This window comes from Corallococcus sp. CA041A (assembly GCF_003612075.1).
In the GTDB taxonomy this organism is placed as follows: domain Bacteria; phylum Myxococcota; class Myxococcia; order Myxococcales; family Myxococcaceae; genus Corallococcus; species Corallococcus exiguus.
Genome location: NZ_RAWF01000002.1, coordinates 57,199 through 75,658 on the forward strand (window position 1 = coordinate 57,199; position 18,460 = coordinate 75,658).

15 protein-coding genes are annotated in these 18,460 nt (G+C 70.5%); 5 read left to right on the forward strand and 10 right to left on the reverse strand.

Features of this window, described 5'->3' with window-relative positions; translation table 11 throughout:
* Window positions 1-73: 73 nt before the first annotated feature.
* The 5 genes from D7V77_RS00685 to D7V77_RS00705 all read right to left on the reverse strand — a co-directional run bounded on the left by D7V77_RS00685 (window position 74) and on the right by D7V77_RS00705 (window position 4,649).
* Window positions 74-664, reverse strand: a complete 591-nt coding sequence (locus D7V77_RS00685) for a nucleotide exchange factor GrpE (protein WP_120574328.1) — start codon at window positions 662-664, stop codon at window positions 74-76.
* An 84-nt stretch (window positions 665-748) separates the two neighbouring features.
* Entirely contained in the window at window positions 749-997 is a 249-nt protein-coding gene (locus tag D7V77_RS00690; RefSeq protein ID WP_120574329.1) for an RNA polymerase sigma factor region1.1 domain-containing protein, read from the reverse strand.
* Window positions 998-1,102: 105 nt separating this feature from the next.
* Window positions 1,103-3,121, reverse strand: a complete 2,019-nt coding sequence (gene ftsH, locus D7V77_RS00695; RefSeq protein WP_120574330.1) for an ATP-dependent zinc metalloprotease FtsH — start codon at window positions 3,119-3,121, stop codon at window positions 1,103-1,105.
* Window positions 3,122-3,297: 176 nt separating this feature from the next.
* Complete coding sequence (locus D7V77_RS00700; RefSeq protein WP_233596552.1) at window positions 3,298-4,131, reverse strand: hypothetical protein; 834 nt, start codon at window positions 4,129-4,131, stop codon at window positions 3,298-3,300.
* 110 nt (window positions 4,132-4,241) lie between these two features.
* Window positions 4,242-4,649, reverse strand: a complete 408-nt coding sequence (locus D7V77_RS00705; RefSeq protein WP_120574332.1) for a (deoxy)nucleoside triphosphate pyrophosphohydrolase — start codon at window positions 4,647-4,649, stop codon at window positions 4,242-4,244.
* Between the two features lie 343 nt (window positions 4,650-4,992).
* Between D7V77_RS00705 and D7V77_RS00710 the strand changes: the two genes are divergently transcribed.
* On the forward strand, window positions 4,993-5,229 hold the full coding sequence (locus D7V77_RS00710; protein ID WP_043321491.1) for a helix-turn-helix domain-containing protein: 237 nt from the start codon (window positions 4,993-4,995) through the stop codon (window positions 5,227-5,229).
* A 48-nt stretch (window positions 5,230-5,277) separates the two neighbouring features.
* On the opposite strand, the gene D7V77_RS00715 is transcribed toward D7V77_RS00710, so the two are convergent.
* From D7V77_RS00715 to D7V77_RS00735, 5 genes are all read right to left on the reverse strand, one after another.
* The gene (locus tag D7V77_RS00715) at window positions 5,278-6,150 is read right to left on the reverse strand and encodes a MaoC family dehydratase (RefSeq protein WP_120574333.1); all 873 of its coding nucleotides are present in this window, start codon (window positions 6,148-6,150) and stop codon (window positions 5,278-5,280) included.
* 59 nt (window positions 6,151-6,209) lie between these two features.
* Entirely contained in the window at window positions 6,210-7,493 is a 1,284-nt protein-coding gene (locus D7V77_RS00720) for a sigma-54-dependent Fis family transcriptional regulator (RefSeq protein ID WP_120574334.1), read from the reverse strand.
* Between the two features lie 47 nt (window positions 7,494-7,540).
* Window positions 7,541-9,295: a hypothetical protein gene (locus D7V77_RS00725; protein WP_147451940.1), complete on the reverse strand. Its 1,755-nt coding sequence runs from the start codon at window positions 9,293-9,295 to the stop codon at window positions 7,541-7,543.
* 187 nt (window positions 9,296-9,482) lie between these two features.
* The gene (locus D7V77_RS00730) at window positions 9,483-11,708 is read right to left on the reverse strand and encodes a hypothetical protein (protein WP_120574367.1); all 2,226 of its coding nucleotides are present in this window, start codon (window positions 11,706-11,708) and stop codon (window positions 9,483-9,485) included.
* A 5-nt stretch (window positions 11,709-11,713) separates the two neighbouring features.
* Complete coding sequence (locus tag D7V77_RS00735) at window positions 11,714-14,074, reverse strand: FdhF/YdeP family oxidoreductase (protein ID WP_120574336.1); 2,361 nt, start codon at window positions 14,072-14,074, stop codon at window positions 11,714-11,716.
* 190 nt (window positions 14,075-14,264) lie between these two features.
* Between D7V77_RS00735 and D7V77_RS00740 the strand changes: the two genes are divergently transcribed.
* The 4 genes from D7V77_RS00740 to hutI all read left to right on the forward strand — a co-directional run bounded on the left by D7V77_RS00740 (window position 14,265) and on the right by hutI (window position 18,449).
* Complete coding sequence (locus D7V77_RS00740) at window positions 14,265-14,687, forward strand: hypothetical protein (RefSeq protein WP_120574337.1); 423 nt, start codon at window positions 14,265-14,267, stop codon at window positions 14,685-14,687.
* 108 nt (window positions 14,688-14,795) lie between these two features.
* Window positions 14,796-16,451: a urocanate hydratase gene (gene hutU, locus D7V77_RS00745; RefSeq protein WP_120574338.1), complete on the forward strand. Its 1,656-nt coding sequence runs from the start codon at window positions 14,796-14,798 to the stop codon at window positions 16,449-16,451.
* A 10-nt stretch (window positions 16,452-16,461) separates the two neighbouring features.
* A complete protein-coding gene (locus D7V77_RS00750) occupies window positions 16,462-17,181 on the forward strand; it encodes a hypothetical protein (RefSeq protein WP_120574339.1) in 720 nt (239 codons plus the stop codon).
* A 2-nt stretch (window positions 17,182-17,183) separates the two neighbouring features.
* Window positions 17,184-18,449 carry an imidazolonepropionase gene (gene hutI, locus D7V77_RS00755; RefSeq protein ID WP_120574340.1) on the forward strand — a complete coding sequence of 422 codons (1,266 nt, stop codon included), beginning with the start codon at window positions 17,184-17,186 and terminating at the stop codon, window positions 18,447-18,449.
* Window positions 18,450-18,460: the final 11 nt, after the last annotated feature.

Genomic DNA, 18,460 nt, shown 5'->3' on the forward strand with positions numbered 1-18,460 from the left:
CCGGTGGCCGCCACCCTTCCCGGCCCGCGACACCCGTGGGGTCGCGGGCCCTAGGAACTTCAGGCCTGGACTTTCAAGCCTGGGCTGGGGCCACGTACCGGGCCACCTTCACCCGGGCGGGGCGGATGATGCGGTCCTTCAGGCGGTAGCCCGCGCGGAACTCGGCGACCACCTTCTGGTCGTCCGCGGGGATGGGCGTCACTTCCATGTCCGCCGCCTCGGCGACGTTCGGATCATAGGGGCGCCCCACCACCTGGATGCGCTCGATGCCGGTGGCCTGGGCCTTGGACAGCAGGCTGTCGCGGATCATCCGCACGCCCTGCACCACGGGGGACGTGTCCTGCTGGCTGGAGTTGAGCACCAGGTCCAGCTCGTCAATGGCCTCCAGCAGCGTGTGGGCCACGTTGCCGCGCTCCACGTCCAGCATGCGCTCCCGCTCGCGGGTGATGCGCTGCTTGAACTCCTCGCGGTCCTTGGTGAGGTCCTGGAGCCCCCGGGCCAGCTCGTTCACCCGGCGGCGCGCCGCCTCCAGCTCCGCCTGGAGCCGCGCCACCTCGCCATCCTGGGCGGCCTCGGCCTGCGTGTCGGAGCCAGCCGCCTCCACCTGGGTGTCGGAGGGGGCCTGCGTCTCCGGGGTCTCGTCGCTGCGGGGATTGCCGTCCATTGTCGAACCTGCGCCAGGGGTTGGAAGAAACGAACCTCGATGAGCGGCGCGAACCTAACCGCGAGGACGGTCCTGTCAACGCGCCTAGTGGTTGGACGGGGCCGCTGGCGGCGCTTCCGCCATGAAGCCGTGATCCACCTGCCCGGTCACCTCGTCGATGATCTCCACCTGCGCGGCGCGAAGGGAGTAGTAGAGGAGCCACCGCTCGGCGGCCGTCAGAGTCCCCGCGGGCAGCGCCTCCTCTATCTCCTGCACCGTGAGCCGGCCGTCCTTCAGGCCCTTGGCGAACAACGCTTTCCGCGCGACGTAGCTCTTTCCGATCCGGTTCTCCACGGCGACGCCTCCTTGTCGTTGGAAAGTAATTTCGCCCACCGGTCACCGCAGGCTGGCGGTGGATCCGGTGGGCGAAGGGCTGCCCGGAGGGCAGGCAGGCACACGCTACGAGTCGAGCTTGCCCGCGGCGTGCTGCGTGGGCGGCACCGGCGGCTCGGACTCCGTGCCCCCCACGGGGTGGGCGGAGATGACCGAGCGCGCTTCCGGGTGGAGCAGGCCGCGCTGCGCCTGCACCTTGGGCCCCAGGATGAGGATCATCGCCTCCTCCTCGATGACCTCCGTCGCCAGGAGCCGCGCCGCCAGCGCCTCCACCTTCTCGCGGTTCGTGTTGAGCACGTCCCGGGCGCGGTCCAACGCCTCGGAGACCATCTTGCGGACCTCCTCGTCGATCATCCGCGCCGTCTGCTCGGAGTAGCTGCGCGACTCCGGCAGGCCCGCGGACCGCAAGAAGCCCGGCCCCTGCTCACCGCTCAGCGCCACCGGACCCAGCGTGCTCATGCCGTAGTCGCGGACCATCATCTTGGCGATCTCCGTCGCCTGCTTGATGTCGTTGGATGCGCCGGTGGACACCTCGCCGATGAAGATCTCCTCCGCCGCGCGGCCGCCCATCATGCCCGCCATCTTGTCGCGCAGTTCGTCCAGCGACATGAGGTAGCGGTCCTCCAGCGGCAGCGACATGGTGTAGCCCAGCGCCGCCAGGCCGCGCGGGATGATGGACACCTTGGTCACCCGCTCCGCGTACGGCAGCATCCAGCCCACCACCGCGTGGCCCGCCTCGTGGTGCGCGACAATTTCCTTCTCGCGCTCATTCATGCGGCGGTTCTTCTTCTCCAGACCCGCCACCACGCGCTCGATGGCCTCCTCGAAGTCCGCCCGCATCACCGCGTCGCGGTTCTTACGCGCGGCGAGCAGCGCCGCCTCGTTCACCACGTTGGCCAGGTCCGCGCCGGCGAAGCCCGGCGTGCGGGAGGCAATCACCTTGAGGTCCACGTCCGTGGCCAGCTTCACGCCCTTGGCGTGGATCTCCAACACCCGCTCACGGCCGCGCTTGTCCGGGCGATCCACCAGCACCTGCCGGTCGAAGCGGCCCGGGCGCATCAGCGCGCTGTCCAGGATCTCCGGACGGTTCGTCGCCGCCAGGATGATGAGGCCCGCGCGGCTGTCGAAGCCGTCCATCTCCGCGAGCAGCTGATTGAGCGTCTGCTCGCGCTCGTCATGGCCGCCGGCCACTCCCGAGTTGCGGCTCTTGCCGATGGCGTCCAGCTCGTCGATGAAGATGATGCACGGCGCCTTCGCGGTGGCCTGGGCGAAGAGGTCCCGGACGCGGGCCGCGCCCACGCCGACGAACATCTCCACGAACTCCGAACCGGAGAGGTTGAAGAAGGGCACGCCCGCCTCACCCGCCACGGCCCGTGCGAGCAGCGTCTTGCCCGTGCCAGGAGGGCCCACGAGCAGCACGCCCTTGGGGATGCGGCCACCCAGGCGGCGGAACTTCTCCGGCGTCTTGAGGAACTCGACGATTTCGCTGAGCTCCTCCACGGCCTCGTCCACGCCGGCCACGTCCTTGAAGCCCACGCCGGTGTCGGACTCCGCCTGCACCTTCGCGCGCGTCTTGCCAAAGGACATGACGCTCTGCGGGCCCTGGCCCATGCCGCCGGACATCCGGCGCATCATGAAGCTCCAGAAGAGGATGAGCAGGCCCATCGGGATGAGCCAGATCCACAGCACCTCGCTGAAGCTGGACTGCGGCACGGCCTCGAACTGGATGCCCTTCTGCTCAAGCAGGGGCACCAGGCCCTCGTCACCGGGGACGCGGTAGGCCATCCACGGCAGGGCGCTGGGCTCGCTGCGCAGCGTGCCGCGCTCACCCGGAGGAGGCTGGGCGTTGTCCTTGAGGAAGCCCTTCACCCACTCGTTTGAAATCTGCACGCGGCTGAACTGATTGTTCTCCACCGCGTCGCGAAGTTGGCTGTACGACACCCGGCGCACGCCCGCGTCCTGAAACACGTTCCGGAACAGCAGGAACCCCAGCACGAGCAGGAGGATGTAGCCCAGTGGTGAGCCGAACTTGAACCCACCTTTCGTGGGTGTTGGCTTGTCGCTCTTCTTTCCGCGCGGGCCCATCCCCGGCGGCAGGTCCTGTGGCTTCATCGTCGGCACGCTCGCCCTCCCCCTCCCCCGTACACACAGACACCATGTCGTGTGACGGTTCCCTTAGCCGGCCAAAGATGGTCACCCCCGCCAAGCCGTCAACCGCAGGGCGTGACAGGACGATGACGAACGCGGGCCCGACTGTCCGATCAGCGGCAGTCGACGCGGACCAGGGGCTCCCCTGCGAACTCACTGCCCAACAGGTAGCCGCGGCCGTCCTGGAGGAACGTCACGGCCTCTGACTGGGCCTGGCTGGCGCCCGGCACCTCCACCACCTGCGCCTGGACGAAGTCCTCCAGCCGCTTCGCGTCCGGGCGGCGCAGCTCCCACACGCGGGTGTACGTGCGCACCAGCAGGCGCTCGCCGGAGGGGTGCAAGGCGGCGGCGGTGGACAGGCGGTCCACGTCATCCGGCACGCGCAGGGTGCCCAGCTTGCGCGCCTTGCCCGTGGCGCCGGGCTTCAGGCCCTCCACTGCGTACAGGTCGCCCAGGGACGCGCGCGTCTTGGTGAGGATCCCCACCTGGCCGGAGCGGCTGTCGACAATCAGGGACTCGGCGTCATGGGCGCCGTCCTCGTAGGTGAAGGGCAGCGCCTCCACCGGGAGCGTGGCGTTGGCGACGGACGTGGGCTCGGGCAACCGGAACAGGCGCACCTCCTTGCGCCGCTCGAAGTTGTCGCCGGTGTCCGCCAGGAAGATGCAGGAGTCCTTGCCGCCGGGCGCGCACGGGCCCACGGCGACGTCCTCGATGTCGCGGGGGTCCGCGCCGGTGAGGCTCAGCGTGGCCTTCACCGCGCCCGTCTCGTCCAGGGCGAACAGCTCGAAGGCGTTGTTGGAGTCGTTGTGTCCCCAGAAGATGCCCGGGTGGCGCTGGCTGGCGGCCAGGCCGGACAGCTCCGGCACCTCGCGGGGCACCGCGCCCGTCTGGCGGCCATCCGTGTAGAGCAGACAGCCCTCGAGCCCCGTGGCGGGCACCTGCGGCATGCCTGCGTCCGGCGCGCTGGAGGCCGTGGGCGTGGGCCGGGAGCTGGAGCAGGCGGCGGACAGCAGGAGGCCCGCGGCGGCGCCGACAAGACGCGTGGTGGGGCGCACGGTCAGTGGTCCAGGTCCAGCAGCCGGGCCAGGGTCTTCGCGTCCGCGTCGGGGAAGCGGTACTGGCCCATCTCCTCCAGCGCCACCCAGCGGTGGTCATGCACGCGCAGGTGGTGGATCTCCGCGTCCGGGTAGCTCAGGCGGCAGCGGAACACGCGGAAGTCGATGTCGTAGGTCGGGTACTCGTGGCGGGTGTGCATGACCTGCTCGAGCACCTGGATCTGGACCCCCATCTCCTCGAGCAGCTCGCGGGCGAGCGCCACCGTGTCCTGCTCCCCCTCCTCCACCCTGCCGCCCGGGAACTCCCACAGGAGGGGCAGCGACGCGGTGGGAGGACGCTGGGTGATGAGGTAGCGACCCATCTCGTTCTGGAGCATCGCGCCGACGACTCGCACGTGACGACGGGTCATTCACTTCTCCTCGATTGGGGTCCCCAAGATGGAAGACAGGGTGCGGCGGCGTAACACAGCCCCTGTCCGGCGCCAATGCGCAAGGCCCCTCCTGGGCAGCAGCGTGCGCACGGCCGGGACGCGCGGCCACCCCACCCGGCCCCGTCCTCCGGGGCGGGCCAGGGTCGCGGAGACAGCGCTCCGGAAGGCCTGGCGGGGGGCATGGCGCCGCCTGGAGCCTGGGGGAAACGGGCTGTTGGGGACTTCACGTCCCGGGGAGGCGCCCCCCGGCCGGGCCACCGTCCACGAGGGGGGCGTGTGGGATTCAAGTGACGTGCGGGCCAGATGGCGCCATGCTCGGGGGATGACACAGAGTCGGAGAGAGCGGGCCGAAGCGCTTGGCGCCGCGCTGAAGGCAGCGCGGCAGCAGGCGGGGCTCTCCATGGAGGAAGTCGCGGAGCATCTGGAACTGGGCGTGGAAGTCCTGGCCCGCGTCGAGCGAGGGGTGATGGTCCCCACCATCCCCACGCTGAGCCGGCTGTGCGCCCTGATGAAGCTGGACCCGGACAGTCTGCCGGACCTCCCGGAGCTGAGTGATTGACGCGTCTGGCGGGCCCCTCTCCGGCCCGCCGGCGCGTCGCCCGTCTCGTCAGCCCAGCCGCCCCACGAGGTGCGGCTTCCCCTCCTCCGACAGCACCCGGAACGCCACGCCCGCGGACTCGCGAGCCGTCTGGAACGTCACCCGGGACGGAAGGAAGAGGGGCTTCTTGAAGTCGCAATCCAACTGGAGCGAGTCCGCGTGGGCCGCCTCGCCCGACTCCGCCACGCAGCGCGCGAGCGTCCACATGCCGTGCGCGATGGCGCGAGAGAAGCCGAAGGGCTTCGCGGTGACGGCGGTGAGGTGGATGGGATTGAAGTCGCCGGAGGCCCGCGCGTAGCGGCGTCCGGTGTCCGCGGGGATGCTCCAGGACGCGGGGCGGCTGGACGCGAAGCGCGTGTCTTCCGGCGGAGGTGCCTTGCGCGCGCTGTCCTTGTCCTTCCGCCCGGCGTGGCGGCGCAGCATGGTGCTGACGGCCTGCAAGAGCAGCTCGCCGCTCTCCTGGGCTTCGACGCGCGTCTCGATGTCGAACTCCTGGCCCGCGGGCACCTCGCGCTGACCGTCGAAGCGGCAGGCCACGGTGAGCGCGGCGGTGTCCGGCAGGCGGCGGTGCTGCTGGATGCGGTTGCGCACGTGCACGATGCCCATCGCGGAGTACGGGAAGTCGGGCAGGCTCAGCAGCTGGAGGTGCAGCGGCATGGCCATGACCTGCGGATACGTGAGCGGCAGGAAGCCATCGGCGTCGAAGCCACACGCGGTCCGGTAGCGCTCCAGCAGCACGGGAGACGCGCGGCAGCCATGCGCCCGCAGCGTCAGGGCCGGCAGCGTGGTGCTGCCCCGGGACTTCCCGAAGGGATTGGCCGCGCGCAGGAGCGTGGCGGGCATCGCCGGGAGCGAGTGCAGGTCGAGGATGGGAGCAGACATGCGGAGGATTCTCCGACACCCGCCCCCGCCGCGCGCGGGATTTGTGAGCCCGGCTCGCGTCAGCTCTTGAGCCCGTGCCGGCGCAGGAGCCGGTACAGGTAGACGCGGTCCATGTCCGCGGCGGCGGCGGCCTGGGACACCTTGCCTCCGTGCAGCTTGAGGAGCGCTTCGACGTAGTCGTGCTCGAAGGTCTCCAGCGCCCGGCGCCGGGACTCCGCGTACGTCAACGAGGCGTCCACCGCGCGAGGGACGGCGGGGGCCAGGGCATTCATGGCATCCGGCGTCGTAGGCGGCAGCGCGCTCTGGAAGACGAGGCAGCGCTCCAGGTGATTGCGCAATTCACGCACGTTTCCCGGCCAGGCGGCGCGCTGGAGCCGCGTGAGGAAGTCCGGCGTGGTGAACTGCGCGAGCTGTTCGGGCGTGGCGCCCAGCCCCGCGAGGATGCGCTCGACGATGAGAGGGATGTCCTCCGTGCGCTCGCGCAGCGACGGGAGCGGGATACCCACCACCGCGAGGCGGAAGAACAGGTCCGCGCGGAAGCGGCCCGCCTGGACCTCCGCGCGCAGGTCTCGGTGCGTGGCCGCGATGACCCGCACGTTGACCGCCTGGTGCGTGTTGGAGCCCAGCCGGCGGATCTCCCGGTTCTCCAGCACGCGCAGCAGCTTGGGCTGGAGCTCGGCGGGCAGCTCGCCAATCTCGTCCAGGAAGATGGTGCCTCCGTCGGCCTCCTCGAAGGCGCCCACGCGGCGCTGGATGGCGCCGGTGAAGGCCCCCTTCTCGTGGCCGAACAGCTCGCTCTCCAGGAGGTTGGCCGGGAGCGCACCGCAGTCCACGACGAGGAACGGCGCGTTCGCTCGAGCCCCGGCGCGGTGGATGGCGAGCGCCGCGCGGCTCTTGCCCGTGCCCGTCTCCCCCTCCAGCAGCACCGTGGCGTTGCACGCCGCCGCGCAAGCCATGCGCTCGAAGCTGGCCCTCGCCGCGGCGGACGTGGCCACCAGCTCGCCGAAGGTCGCCTGCTCTGGCGGGGGCGAAGGACGGGGCTCTTGCGCCGGTTCCGGGAACGCCGCCGCGGGCTCCGGAGCCACCTGCATCCGGAGCGCCCGCTGGGCCTCATCGCGGTTCAACGGCTCGGGCGCCACCGTCTCGTCCCGCGCTTCGTGACGCGCGGGCAGGTATCCCCCCGTGGATCCGCTCCGCACCCGGGCCCGCGACTGGCGCCACCGGACCCCGTCCACGTAGGTCCCTGGGCGTTCATCCGGGGCCCGCGCGCGCGCCCCCTTCTGCTCCGACTTCATCTCGCAGTGGAAACGCGGCACGGCGGACTCCTCGCTCGGCAGGTTCATTGAGGAAACGGTTCCCCCCGGGACCGGTGACGGATGGTGGACCGCGCTCAGTAGGCGCGGAGGATCTTCAGGCGCCAGCCCTGCGGCCAGAGCTCGTCGTAGGAGCCCCGGTAGCCGCTGTAGTCGGACGCATACAGCTGGAGCTCGCCCGCGGTGCCAGGCCGCCACACCGCCGTGTAGAGCGTCTGCCCGTTCACCACGTACGGCTCCAGCAGCTTCAGGCGCCAGCCCTGCGGCCACAGCGAGTCATACGTCGCGCGGTAGGACGCGTACGTGACGCCGTACACCTGCACCTCGCCCTCGGTGCTGGGGCGCCACACGGCCGTGTAGTACGTCTGGCCGTTCACCACGTACGGCTGCAGCAGCTTCAGACGCCAGCCCTGCGGCCAGAGCGAGTCGTACGTCGAGCGGTACGACGCGTACGTGGCGCCGTAGACCTGGATCTCCCCTTCCGTGCTCGGGCGCCAGACGGCCGTGTAATACGTCTGCCCGCTCACGACATACGGCTGGAGGATCTTCAGGCGCCAGCCCTGCGGCCACAGCTCGTCGTACTTCGCCCGGAAGGCGGTGTACGTGGCGCCGTAGAGCTGGAACTCCCCTTCCGTGCTCGGGCGCCAGACGGCGTTGTAGAGCACCTGCGTCCCCACCACGTACGGCTGCAGCGTGTGCAGGCGCCAGCCCTGCGACCAGAGCTGATCATACTTCTCGCGATAGTCCGCGTAGGTGCGGGCGTAGGCCTGGATCTCCGACTGCGTGCTCGGCTCCCACACCGCCGTGAAGGTGCCCGGGAGGTTGGGAACGCCCACGTCCGTGTACTGGGTGATGCGGCACGCGTTCGTGTTGGGCAGCGGCACCTCGTTGCGGCGCAGCGCGCAGGCGCGGATGGCGGCGGCGGCCGCCGCGTTGTCCGCGCTGTAGTAGGTGGATCCCGGCGTCATCCAGATGGGCGACGCGGGCGAATGCGGGTTCTTCGCCACCTCCGACGTCGCGGTGGCGCGGATGCCCAGGTCCAGCGCCACGCCGTCGTCGTAGCCCAGCTGGTTGTTCGTGCCCATGCGGTGGCAGCCCAGGCACACGTTGCCGGCGACCTCCACCTTGTAGGCCTTCCACGTCGCGAAGTCGGCGCCGATGAAGCGGTAGGGCTGGTCGCGGTTGAAGCCGTAGTCGCCCGCGCCCGGCAGCTTGTTCGCGCCCGTCACCTGCGTCAGGTACGGCGAGCGGACCAGCGCCCCGTTGTCATGGCAGCGCACGCAGCGGATGGACGCCGTGTCCGCGGGCGTCTTCCAGCTCCACGCGCCGGTGCCCTTGGAGGGCGCCTTCACGTCCGCGCCGTAGAGCGTGCCCAGCGCCTGGTAGAAGCAGGTGGCGCCGTTCTTCTTGTTCGTCTGGATGACGGCGATGTCGCCGTAGTAGTTCGCCGCGTTCCCCTGCTTGCGGCAGTGCGCGACGATGGACACGTCCGCCGTGTCCTTCAGCACCTGGAAGCGGCTGCCGGGATCGCACTGCTGGTTGAGCCGGTTGGGCCGGTCACACTTGCCGTTGACGTGGTTCGTCGTGGGCACGATCGTGCCCAGCTCGCAGTTGAAGTCCGGCACCGTGGCGCCGATGGCCGCGTCGCACTTGGCCGCGTATTGCTCCAGCGTGTCCGACAGTGCCGACGCCTGCTGCGCGAGGACTGGCTCGTCGGAGGACGACACGAGCCGGTGCTCGGCGTTCACTCCAGTGCCTTCACCACACGCACCCAGTCCGACCGTGGCGGCCAGACCCAACAGTGCCCACACCGCGCGCAACGAAGTCTTCATGACGAATGCCTCTCGTTCCCCTGGAGACACGGCGACGACGCGCGCGTGGAGGCATGCCATCCCGTCAGCCGACGGACGGACTTGTTTGCCCGGGACCCCTCCCAGGCATGTTCCAGCACCCCTCATGGGCCATTACGCCGGGGCTTCTGGATATTCCCGGACAATTCCCCGGGGCTTTTCCGGGGGTTCAGCGCACGGTGAGGTCGACCACGAAGCCAGCGGCGGCATCTCCCTCGCGGGAGGCGTCGATGACGTCGGGGCGCTCGTCGCCCACCCACAGGCCCAGCACGTCGTACACCAGCCACTGCGCCAGGGACCGCGAGGCCCCCTGCGCGGCCTCGCGCGGAACGCCGGACAAGGCGCCCTGCGCCTCCATCGAGGCCCGGGCCAGCCGGGCCGGCATCACCCACAGCTCCGGGCGCACGAAGGCGGGCACCAGGAAGAGGCAGAACGCGGCCTCCGTGCGCGCGAGCAGCGCATCCAGACGATCACGGCCCAGGCGGAACGTGGGCAGCCACTGCCCCTCTCCACGCTGCTCCAGCTTCGCCACCGGCACGCGGACGACCCGGCGCGTGCGCACGAAGCCCTCGCGCTCCACGGACACGATGAAGGCGATCTCGGACGCGGCCTCCGGTGGAGGCTCCGGGTGGCGGTGCACCGTCATGGACAGCGACAGCGGCGACGCCACCAGCGAACCCAGCGCGGCTTGCACATGCGCCAGCTCCGAGCGCAGCCCTTCGAGCAGGACTGTGATCAGCTCCGGCGTCTCTTCACGGAAGCGCTGGAGATGGCGCTGGGCGGCTTCGGCCTCCACGCGTCCCACCGCGCCCACGAGCAGGTCCTCCAGGTCGCGATCGCGCAGCCAGGTGCGTCCGCCCACGGGCACCGCGCGCGTCACGTGCAGGTGGCGCAGGGAGGCCGTCAGCGTCGAGGGCTCGGAGGGCTCGGAGGGAGGTGCGTGCTTGTCCTGCCCTGCTCCGGCCTGGAGGTAGGACTGGAGCGAACGGGCGCGGAAGCGGGCCCGGGGAGACGGATGCTCCAACATCTTGCGCACCAGCCGCCGATCCGTGGCGTTGCGGACGAGCGACAACGTGGCCAGCTCCGCCTCCGAAGAAGCCTCATCCGGTGCGCACCACAGGAGGAACTCGATGGCCGCCTTGCGCAGCACGGGCTTCCTGCCCATGCGCCAGGTCACCTCCTTGCGCCAGGCGACCAACCCATCCAGGCCGGGCCTCGCGGGCGTGCGGAAGCGTGGCCACATCTCCGCGCACTCCTCCGCCAGCCACACCAGGTGCGTGAAGCCGGGCAGCGACTCCAGCTTGGCGCGAGCGCGGGTGCGCCGCTCGAACGCCTCCGGCACGCCGCGCCGCACGGAGGCGCGGAACAGGCGCTCCTCCAGCCACAGGAGCGTGAGCGCCAGCGCGGGCTCGGCCTTGCGCATCGTGCCCTGGCAATGGTCGAGCACGAAGCGCGCGTGGCCCAGGTCCGCGGCGGTCTCGAAGTCGCTCTGCACGAGCGCGCCCAATGCACCGCGCAGCCCGTCCACCGGAGGCGCGTCGAAGAGCGTGAGCAGGTCGCAGAGGTTCTCCACCACCGCGGGTGGTCCGCCCACCTCCACGGTGCGCGCCAGCAGAAGCCCCGCGCGCGAACACCAGTCCGGCTCCTTGCGCCCGTTGGGGTAGCACGCGAGGAAGCCGCGCATGCCGCTGCGGCCGTCCGGGGACGTGGCCAGCGCGAAGAGGCGCTCGCCCAGCACCTCACTCGCTTCGCGCCACGGAATGCGCGCGGCGCGCGTGCGGATGAAGTCGGTGAGCTTGTCGCGGCCACCGTCGCGGGTGTCGGGGAGAAGCGAACGCAGCTGCTCCAGCAGGTCCACGGACTTCGCGCCCGTGCCCATGACGTACTTGAGGTCCACCTCCACCGCGTCCTGGAAGCGCAGCGCGCGGCCGTCGTAGGTGCAGGGCACGTCGCGCACCAGCTTCGACAGCGCTTCCGGGTGGCGCTTGAGGTAGCGCGTGAGCACCGTGGAGACCGTGACGGCGCTCTCCTTCTGGATGCGCTCGGCGCTCTCCGTGTCGCCCGCCTCGCGAAGCGCCGTCACCGCGGCGTCCCGCCTCGCGAGCACCTGCTTCAACAGCCCCAGGCGCGGCTCTTCGTAGGGCCAGAGCAGCTCACTGAGGGTGGACAGGAGGAAGAGGAGCTCGGCCGGGGTGCGCTCGCCCGGGGACAGCCGCTCCCATGCGGCGGCCTGGGCGCGCGTGCGCTCCTCCAGCGAAGCACCACGCACCCAGCGGGCGAAGTCCTCGCGCCACTCCGCGCTCGACGCCACGGCCTCTTGCGGCGCCGTCGCGGCGACTCGCGCATGGAGGGCCTGGAGCGGCTCCGGCCAGAGGGAGGCTTCCACCAACGGCATGAGGCTCACCCGGACCTCTGGGTGCTGGCGGGGACCAGGGCCGAGGGCTCAAGACTGGGGGCCACGGTGATGATCACGGACTTCGACGTGGGCGTGCGGCTCTTGTCCGCGAAGCTTGCCACCGGCACCAGCACGTTCGCTTCCGGGAAGTAGGTGGCCGCGCACTGACGCGGGATGTTGTACGGCACCACCAGGAACTCGCGCGCCACCCGCGTCTCTCCCTGGAAGTGGCTGGTGAGGTCCACCTTCTGCCCCGCCGTCAGCCCGCGCGCCTTCACGTCCTCCGGGTGCAGGAACACCACGCGCCGCCCCTGGTGGATGCCCCGGTAGCGGTCATCCAATCCGTACACGGTGGTGTTGTACTGATCATGCGAGCGCAGCGTCATCATCATGAGCTGCCCGGGCTCCAGCCGGTGACGCGGCATCGGGTGCACCGTGAAGTGCGCCTTGCCGTCCTTCGTCGTGAAGCGTCCCTCGCGAGGCCCGTTGGGCAGCGCGAACCCGCCGGGCTGGTGCACGCGGCGGTTGAAGTCGTCGAACCCCGGGATGCACCGCTGGATCAGCTCGCGCACCCGGTCGTAGTCCTCCACCAGGGACATCCACGACACCTTCGAGCGCGCCCCCAGCACCGCTTGAGCCAGCCGGGCCACGATGACGGGCTCGCTGAGCAGGTGCTCGGACGCGGGGGCCACGGCGCCGCGCGACGCGTGCACCATCCCCATCGAGTCCTCCACCGTCACGAACTGCCGCCCCGAGGCCTGCACGTCGTGCTCGGTCCTTCCCAGGCACGGGAGGATGAGCGCGCGCTGCCCATGCACCAGGTGCGCGCGATTGAGCTTCGTGGACACGTGCACCGTGAGCCGCGCACGACGGAGCGCCCGCGCGGTGAACTCCGTGTCCGGCGTGGCCGACAGGAAGTTGCCGCCCATGGCGAAGAACACCTTCACGCGCCCGTCGTGCAGCGCCTGGATCGTCCCCACCGTGTCCAGGCCGGTGTGTCGCGGCGGCGCGAAGCCGAACTCCTTCGACAGGGCGTCCATGAACTCCGGCTTGGCGTGCTCCCAGATGCCCATGGTGCGGTCGCCCTGCACGTTGCTGTGACCGCGCACCGGGCACACGCCCGCGCCCTGCTTGCCGATGCTGCCGCGCAGGAGCGTGAGGTTCACGATCTCCTGCACGTTGCCCACCGCGTTCTTGTGCTGGGTGAGCCCCATGGCCCAGCAGAAGATGGTGCGCTCCGAGCGCGCCAGGATGTCCGCCGCCTCTTCAATCTGCTCGCGCGGCACCCCGCTCTGCTCCACCACGTCGTCCCAGGACACCGTGGCCAGGTGGGCCACGTACGCGTCGAAGCCCGTCGTCTTGCCCTCGACGAAGGCCCGGTCCACCACCGTGCCCGGCGCCTTCGCCTCCCGGTCCAGCAGCGCCTTGCCCAGCCCCTGCAAGAGCGCCACGTCGCCGTTGATGCGCACCTGGAGGAACAGCTTGTTCAGCGCCGTGCCCGGGCCGAACAGGTGCAGCACCTCCTGCGGGTGCTTGAAGCGGTTGAGCCCCGTCTCCGGCAGCGGGTTGACGCTGACGATTTCACAGCCCCGGCGCGCGGCGGCCTGCAGCGCCGTCAGCATGCGCGGGTGGTTGGTGCCCGGGTTCTGCCCGATGACGAAGATGGCCTGCGCGTGGTCGAAGTCCTCCAGCGTCACCGACCCCTTGCCAATGCCAATCGTCTCCGACAGCCCCGTGCCACTGGACTCGTGGCACATGTTCGAGCAGTCCGGCAGGTTGTTGGTGCCGAACTGCCGCACGAACAACTGGTAGAGGAACGCGGCCTCGTTGCTCGTGCGACCGGACGTGTAGAAGGCCGCCTCGTCCGGCGAGCCCAGCGCGTTCAGTTCCTCCGCGACCAGCGCGAAGGCTTCATTCCAGGAGAGGGGCTCGTAGTGCGCCGCGCCCTCGCGCAACACCATGGGGTGCGTGAGCCGGCCCGCCTTGCCCAGCCACAGGTCGGACTGCTCCGCGAGCCGCGCCACGCTCCACTCGCGGAAGAACTCCGGCGCCACGCGCTCCTGCGTGCCCTCCTCCGCCAGCGCCTTCGCGCCGTTCTCGCAGTACTCCTGCACGGACCGATGGGAGGGATCCGGCCACGCGCACCCGGGACAGTCGAAGCCGTCCTTCTGGTTCACCTTCCAGATGAGCTTGCCGCCGCGCCACGGGCCCGCCTCGCCCAGCACGTGCTTCAACGCGCTCAGCACCGCCGGCACGCCGCCCGCCACCGTCTTCACCGGACCCACGTCCGGAGCCCGGTTCTCCAATGGAGGCTGGGCCGCCGGCACCGCCAACGCGTTCCCCTTCCCGTCCTGTCCCTGATCCATGTCCCACCTCTGCGCGGCGCGACTCTACCGCGCCCGCGCCTTCCCGGCAGGCCCGGGGTCTGACACACCTCTCCCGGTATCAGTCACAAACTTGTTTTCCAAGCTTCACGGGGCTCACGCAGGATGGAGCGCACGCGGAGTGCCCCTTCAGGAGCACCCGCGTCCCCCCGCAGTCCTGGAGTGCCTTCCCATGAACGCCATCCGTCCCTTCGCCGCCGCCGCGCTGCTTGTGTCCGCTCCTGCCCTGGCCGGGCACAGCATCTGGTCCACCCACGGCCTGTACATTGGCGACAACGGGGCCACCTATCCGGCCACGAGCTCCAACCTGACCATCAGCTGGAACGAGAGCACGTTCGCCGCCTATGCGAGCTTCCACGGCACGGCCAACGGCAACACCTACGACTTCGACCTGGTGGGCTCGTCCGTCACGTCCGTGACCGCGTCCAACATCACCGGCCTGTGGAACATCCAGCGCAACGGCGTGCTCATCTGCACCGGTTGCACTGGCAGCGCCTACGGCCTGAACGCGGCGGTGGGCACCGGCATCAAGTTCTACGACAGCACCTACCGGTACCACTTCAGCGCCACCGTCGACGCGCGCCAGGACTACTGACGCACGGCGTCCAGCGTGTCCTGGAGCAACGCTGGCCCTGCACGCAAGCCCCCCGCGGCCCCGGGGGTTCGGTTAGGGTGCGGCGCCCCCTTTCCAGGAGTCTTCCGCATGTCCCGCATCATCCGCGCCTCTCGCGGCACCACCCTCTCCTGCAAGGGCTGGGTGCAGGAGGCCGCGCTCCGGATGCTGATGAACAACCTCGACCCGGACGTGGCCGAGCAGCCCGGGGACCTGGTCGTCTACGGCGGCACCGGCAAGGCCGCGCGGGACTGGCCCTCCTTCGACCGCATCGTCGCGAGCCTCCAGAGCCTCACCGACGACGAGACGCTGCTCGTGCAGTCCGGCAAGCCCGTGGGCATCCTGCGCACGCACCCGGACGCGCCGCGCGTGCTCATCGCCAACTCCAACCTCGTGGGCCACTGGGCCAACTGGGAGCACTTCCACGAGCTGGAGAAGAAGGGCCTGATGATGTACGGCCAGATGACGGCCGGCTCGTGGATCTACATCGGCACGCAGGGCATCCTGCAGGGCACCTACGAGACCTTCGCCGCCGCGGGCCGCTTCCACTTCGGCAGCGAGGACCTGGCCGGCCGCCTCATCCTCTCCGGTGGCCTGGGCGGCATGGGCGGCGCGCAGCCCCTGGCCGCGACCATGAACAACGCCGTGTTCCTGGGCGTGGAAATCGATCCGCACCGCGCCCAGCGCCGCGTGGAGACGCGCTACCTGGACGTCGTGGCCAAGGACCTGGATGAGGCGCTGGCCCTGGCGAAGGACGCGCAGCAGAAGCGCGTGGGCCGCTCCATCGGCATCATCGGCAACGCGGCGTCGGTGTTCCGGGAGCTGTACAAGCGCGGCATCAAGCCGGACCTCGTGACGGATCAGACGAGCGCGCATGATCCGCTCAACGGCTACATCCCCACGGACCTGTCGCTGGAGGCCGCCGCGGAGCTGCGCAAGCGCGACCCGGAGGGCTACGTGAAGCGCTCCCGCGAGTCGATGATCATGCACGTGCAGGCCATGAACGACTTCCAGGCCGCCGGCAGCCACGTCTTCGACTACGGCAACAACCTGCGCGGCCAGGCGAAGGTGGGCGGCATGCAGAACGCCTTCGAGTTCCCCGGCTTCGTCCCCGCGTACATCCGCCCGCTGTTCTGCGAGGGCCTGGGGCCCTTCCGCTGGGTGGCGCTGTCCGGAGACCCGGAGGACATCCGCCGCACGGACCGCGCGGTGCGCGAGCTCTTCCCCCAGAAGGCGTCGCTCAACCGCTGGCTGGACATGGCCCAGGAGCGCGTGGCGTTCCAGGGCCTGCCCGCGCGCATCTGCTGGCTGGGCTACGGCGAGCGCGCCAAGGCGGGCCTCGCGTTCAACGAGCTGGTCCGCAAGGGCGAGGTGAAGGCCCCCATCGTGATTGGGCGCGACCACCTGGACTGCGGCAGCGTGGCGTCCCCCAACCGCGAGACGGAGGCCATGAAGGACGGCTCGGACGCGGTGGCGGACTGGCCCATCCTCAACGCGCTGGTGAACGCGGTGAACGGCGCCTCGTGGGTGTCGTTCCACCACGGCGGCGGCGTGGGCATGGGCTACTCGCTGCACGCGGGACAGGTCATCGTCGCGGACGGCACGCCGGAGGCCGCGCGCCGCATCGAGCGCGTCCTCACGTCCGACCCCGGCATGGGCGTGCTGCGCCACGCGGACGCGGGCTACCCGGAGGCCATCGACGTGGCGAAGGAGCGGGGCGTGCGCATCCCCGGCCTCACCGCCTAGAGTGCGTCGGATGCCACGACGCGTCCGACCCTTCGTGATGACCGCGGTGATGGGTGTGCTCGCGGGATGCACGCCCACCACCGCCGGGCCCATGGTGATGCGCCTGGGCCCGGGCGTCCCCCAGCAGAACTTCTTCCAGCTGGGCCTGCGCGCCGGCCCCCGCCTCAACGCCCCGCAGCTGTCGGAGCGCGGGGAGAACGGCACCTTCCAGGGCGACGCGAAGCCCTTCCACAATGATCAGTGGGGCATCGACATCGACGGCTCGGTGACGGTGCCCGTGAGCGACCGGCTGTCGTGGCACGTGGGCCTGCAAGGCGAATTCGTCGGCCTGCCGGCGCCCGGCTACGGCGTCTACTCCGGCGTGTCGTATTACATCGGCTCGGAGAAGGTGGGCATGGCCCCGGCCCTCTCCCTGCGAGGCGCGTCCGACTTCGGGCTGGGTGACACGGACAGCACCAGCAGCCTGTTCGGCGTGGAGGCCACCTGTGCGTTCACCGTGCAGCCGGAGCCCGGCATGTCGCTGGGCCTGGTGCCGTTCTTCAGCGTGCAGCAGTCGCTGGTGAACCCCGGCTCGCAGGTGACGACGCACTTCTACGGCGCGGTGGTGGCGGCGCAGCTCAAGTTCGGCGAGTCGCGCACGAAGCTGGAGCTGTCCGGCGGCTTCGGCCGGGCGCACTCGGGTGACACCAGTTGGAACGCGCCCGTGGCGGGCGTACGCGGAGGACGCTGAGCATGGAAGCCCTGGACCTGTGGGTGCGCAACACCTCCGAGGTGCTCACCGTGGAGGGCACCCACCGCGAGCCCGCGGAAGCAGCCCTCACCCCGCGCCCGGGAGCGGGCATTGGCGTGAAGGACGGACGCGTGGCCTACGTGGGCCCGGAGTCCGGCCTGCCCAGGGGCGCGCTCACGGACGCGACGGAGATCATCGACGCCGAGGGCGGCTTCGTGGGTCCGGGCTTCGTGGATCCGCACACGCACCTGGTGTTCGCGGGCGAGCGCTCCGCCGAGTTCGACCTGCGCAACCAGGGCGCCACGTACCTCGAAATCGCCAAGGCCGGCGGCGGCATCGCCAACACGGTGAGCGCCACGCGCGCCGCGAGCGAGGAGGAGCTGGCCACGCTCGCCCTGCCCCGCCTGGAGCGGCTGCTCGCGCAGGGCGTGACGACCGCCGAGGTGAAGAGCGGCTACGGACTGAACCTGGCGGATGAGCTGAAGATGCTGCGCGCGGTGCGCCGCCTGGGCACGCTGTCCCCGCTGGAGCTGGTGCCCACGCTGCTGTGCGCGCACTCGGTGCCGCCTGAGTACAAGGACCGCCGCGCCGAGTACCTGGACCTCTGCATCAACGAGATATTGCCCGCCGTCGCACGCGAGGGCCTGGCGCGCTTCTGCGACGTCTTCACCGAGGACAGCGCCTTCACCGTGGAGGAGTCCCGCCGGCTGCTCAACGCGGGCAAGGCGCTGGGCCTCACGCCACGCCTGCACGCGGATCAGCTCACCGCGTGTGGCGCTTCAGCGCTCGCCGCGGAGGTGGGCGCCGCCAGCGCGGACCACCTGGAGCAGGTGACGGACGAGGGCATCCGCGCGCTCGCCGCCGCGAACGTCACCGCCGTACTCGTGCCTACCTCCACCCTCTTCCTGCGCATGCGCCCCTACGCGCCCGGCCGGAAGCTGCGCGACGCTGGCGTCAACATTGCTTTGGGTTCCAACGTGAATCCCGGCTCGTCCATGACGGAGAACCTGGCCTTGGTGCTGGGGCTCGCCTGCCTGGAGAACGGCCTGTCAGCCGCGGAGGCCTACTGGGCCGCCACCCGAGGGGCCGCGCAATGCTTGGGGTTGCAACGGCAGGGGCGGCTGGCCGTGGGTGATGCGGGCGACCTGGTGTTGTTCGCCTGTCGCAGTTACCGGCATCTGCCTTATCATCTGGGTATCAGTCACGCGCGCGTGGTGGTGAAGGGCGGACGTGTGGTGTTTCGCGCGCGTATGAATCACTGTCCCTGAGTGGATGCCGC

What these genes read in the sequence shown, in the direction of transcription:
- D7V77_RS00685 (WP_120574328.1), bottom strand. Translation starts at nt 664, where the DNA reads ATGGACGGCAATCCCCGCAGCGACGAGACCCCGGAGACGCAGGCCCCC.
- ftsH (WP_120574330.1), bottom strand. Translation starts at nt 3,121, where the DNA reads ATGGGCCCGCGCGGAAAGAAGAGCGACAAGCCAACACCCACGAAAGGT.
- D7V77_RS00700 (WP_233596552.1), bottom strand. Translation starts at nt 4,131, where the DNA reads ATGCCGCAGGTGCCCGCCACGGGGCTCGAGGGCTGTCTGCTCTACACG.
- D7V77_RS00705 (WP_120574332.1), bottom strand. Translation starts at nt 4,649, where the DNA reads ATGACCCGTCGTCACGTGCGAGTCGTCGGCGCGATGCTCCAGAACGAG.
- D7V77_RS00710 (WP_043321491.1), top strand. Translation starts at nt 4,993, where the DNA reads ATGACACAGAGTCGGAGAGAGCGGGCCGAAGCGCTTGGCGCCGCGCTG.
- D7V77_RS00715 (WP_120574333.1), bottom strand. Translation starts at nt 6,150, where the DNA reads ATGTCTGCTCCCATCCTCGACCTGCACTCGCTCCCGGCGATGCCCGCC.
- D7V77_RS00720 (WP_120574334.1), bottom strand. Translation starts at nt 7,493, where the DNA reads ATGAACCTGCCGAGCGAGGAGTCCGCCGTGCCGCGTTTCCACTGCGAG.
- D7V77_RS00725 (WP_147451940.1), bottom strand. Translation starts at nt 9,295, where the DNA reads ATGAAGACTTCGTTGCGCGCGGTGTGGGCACTGTTGGGTCTGGCCGCC.
- D7V77_RS00730 (WP_120574367.1), bottom strand. Translation starts at nt 11,708, where the DNA reads ATGCCGTTGGTGGAAGCCTCCCTCTGGCCGGAGCCGCTCCAGGCCCTC.
- D7V77_RS00735 (WP_120574336.1), bottom strand. Translation starts at nt 14,074, where the DNA reads ATGGATCAGGGACAGGACGGGAAGGGGAACGCGTTGGCGGTGCCGGCG.
- D7V77_RS00740 (WP_120574337.1), top strand. Translation starts at nt 14,265, where the DNA reads ATGAACGCCATCCGTCCCTTCGCCGCCGCCGCGCTGCTTGTGTCCGCT.
- hutU (WP_120574338.1), top strand. Translation starts at nt 14,796, where the DNA reads ATGTCCCGCATCATCCGCGCCTCTCGCGGCACCACCCTCTCCTGCAAG.
- D7V77_RS00750 (WP_120574339.1), top strand. Translation starts at nt 16,462, where the DNA reads ATGCCACGACGCGTCCGACCCTTCGTGATGACCGCGGTGATGGGTGTG.
- hutI (WP_120574340.1), top strand. Translation starts at nt 17,184, where the DNA reads ATGGAAGCCCTGGACCTGTGGGTGCGCAACACCTCCGAGGTGCTCACC.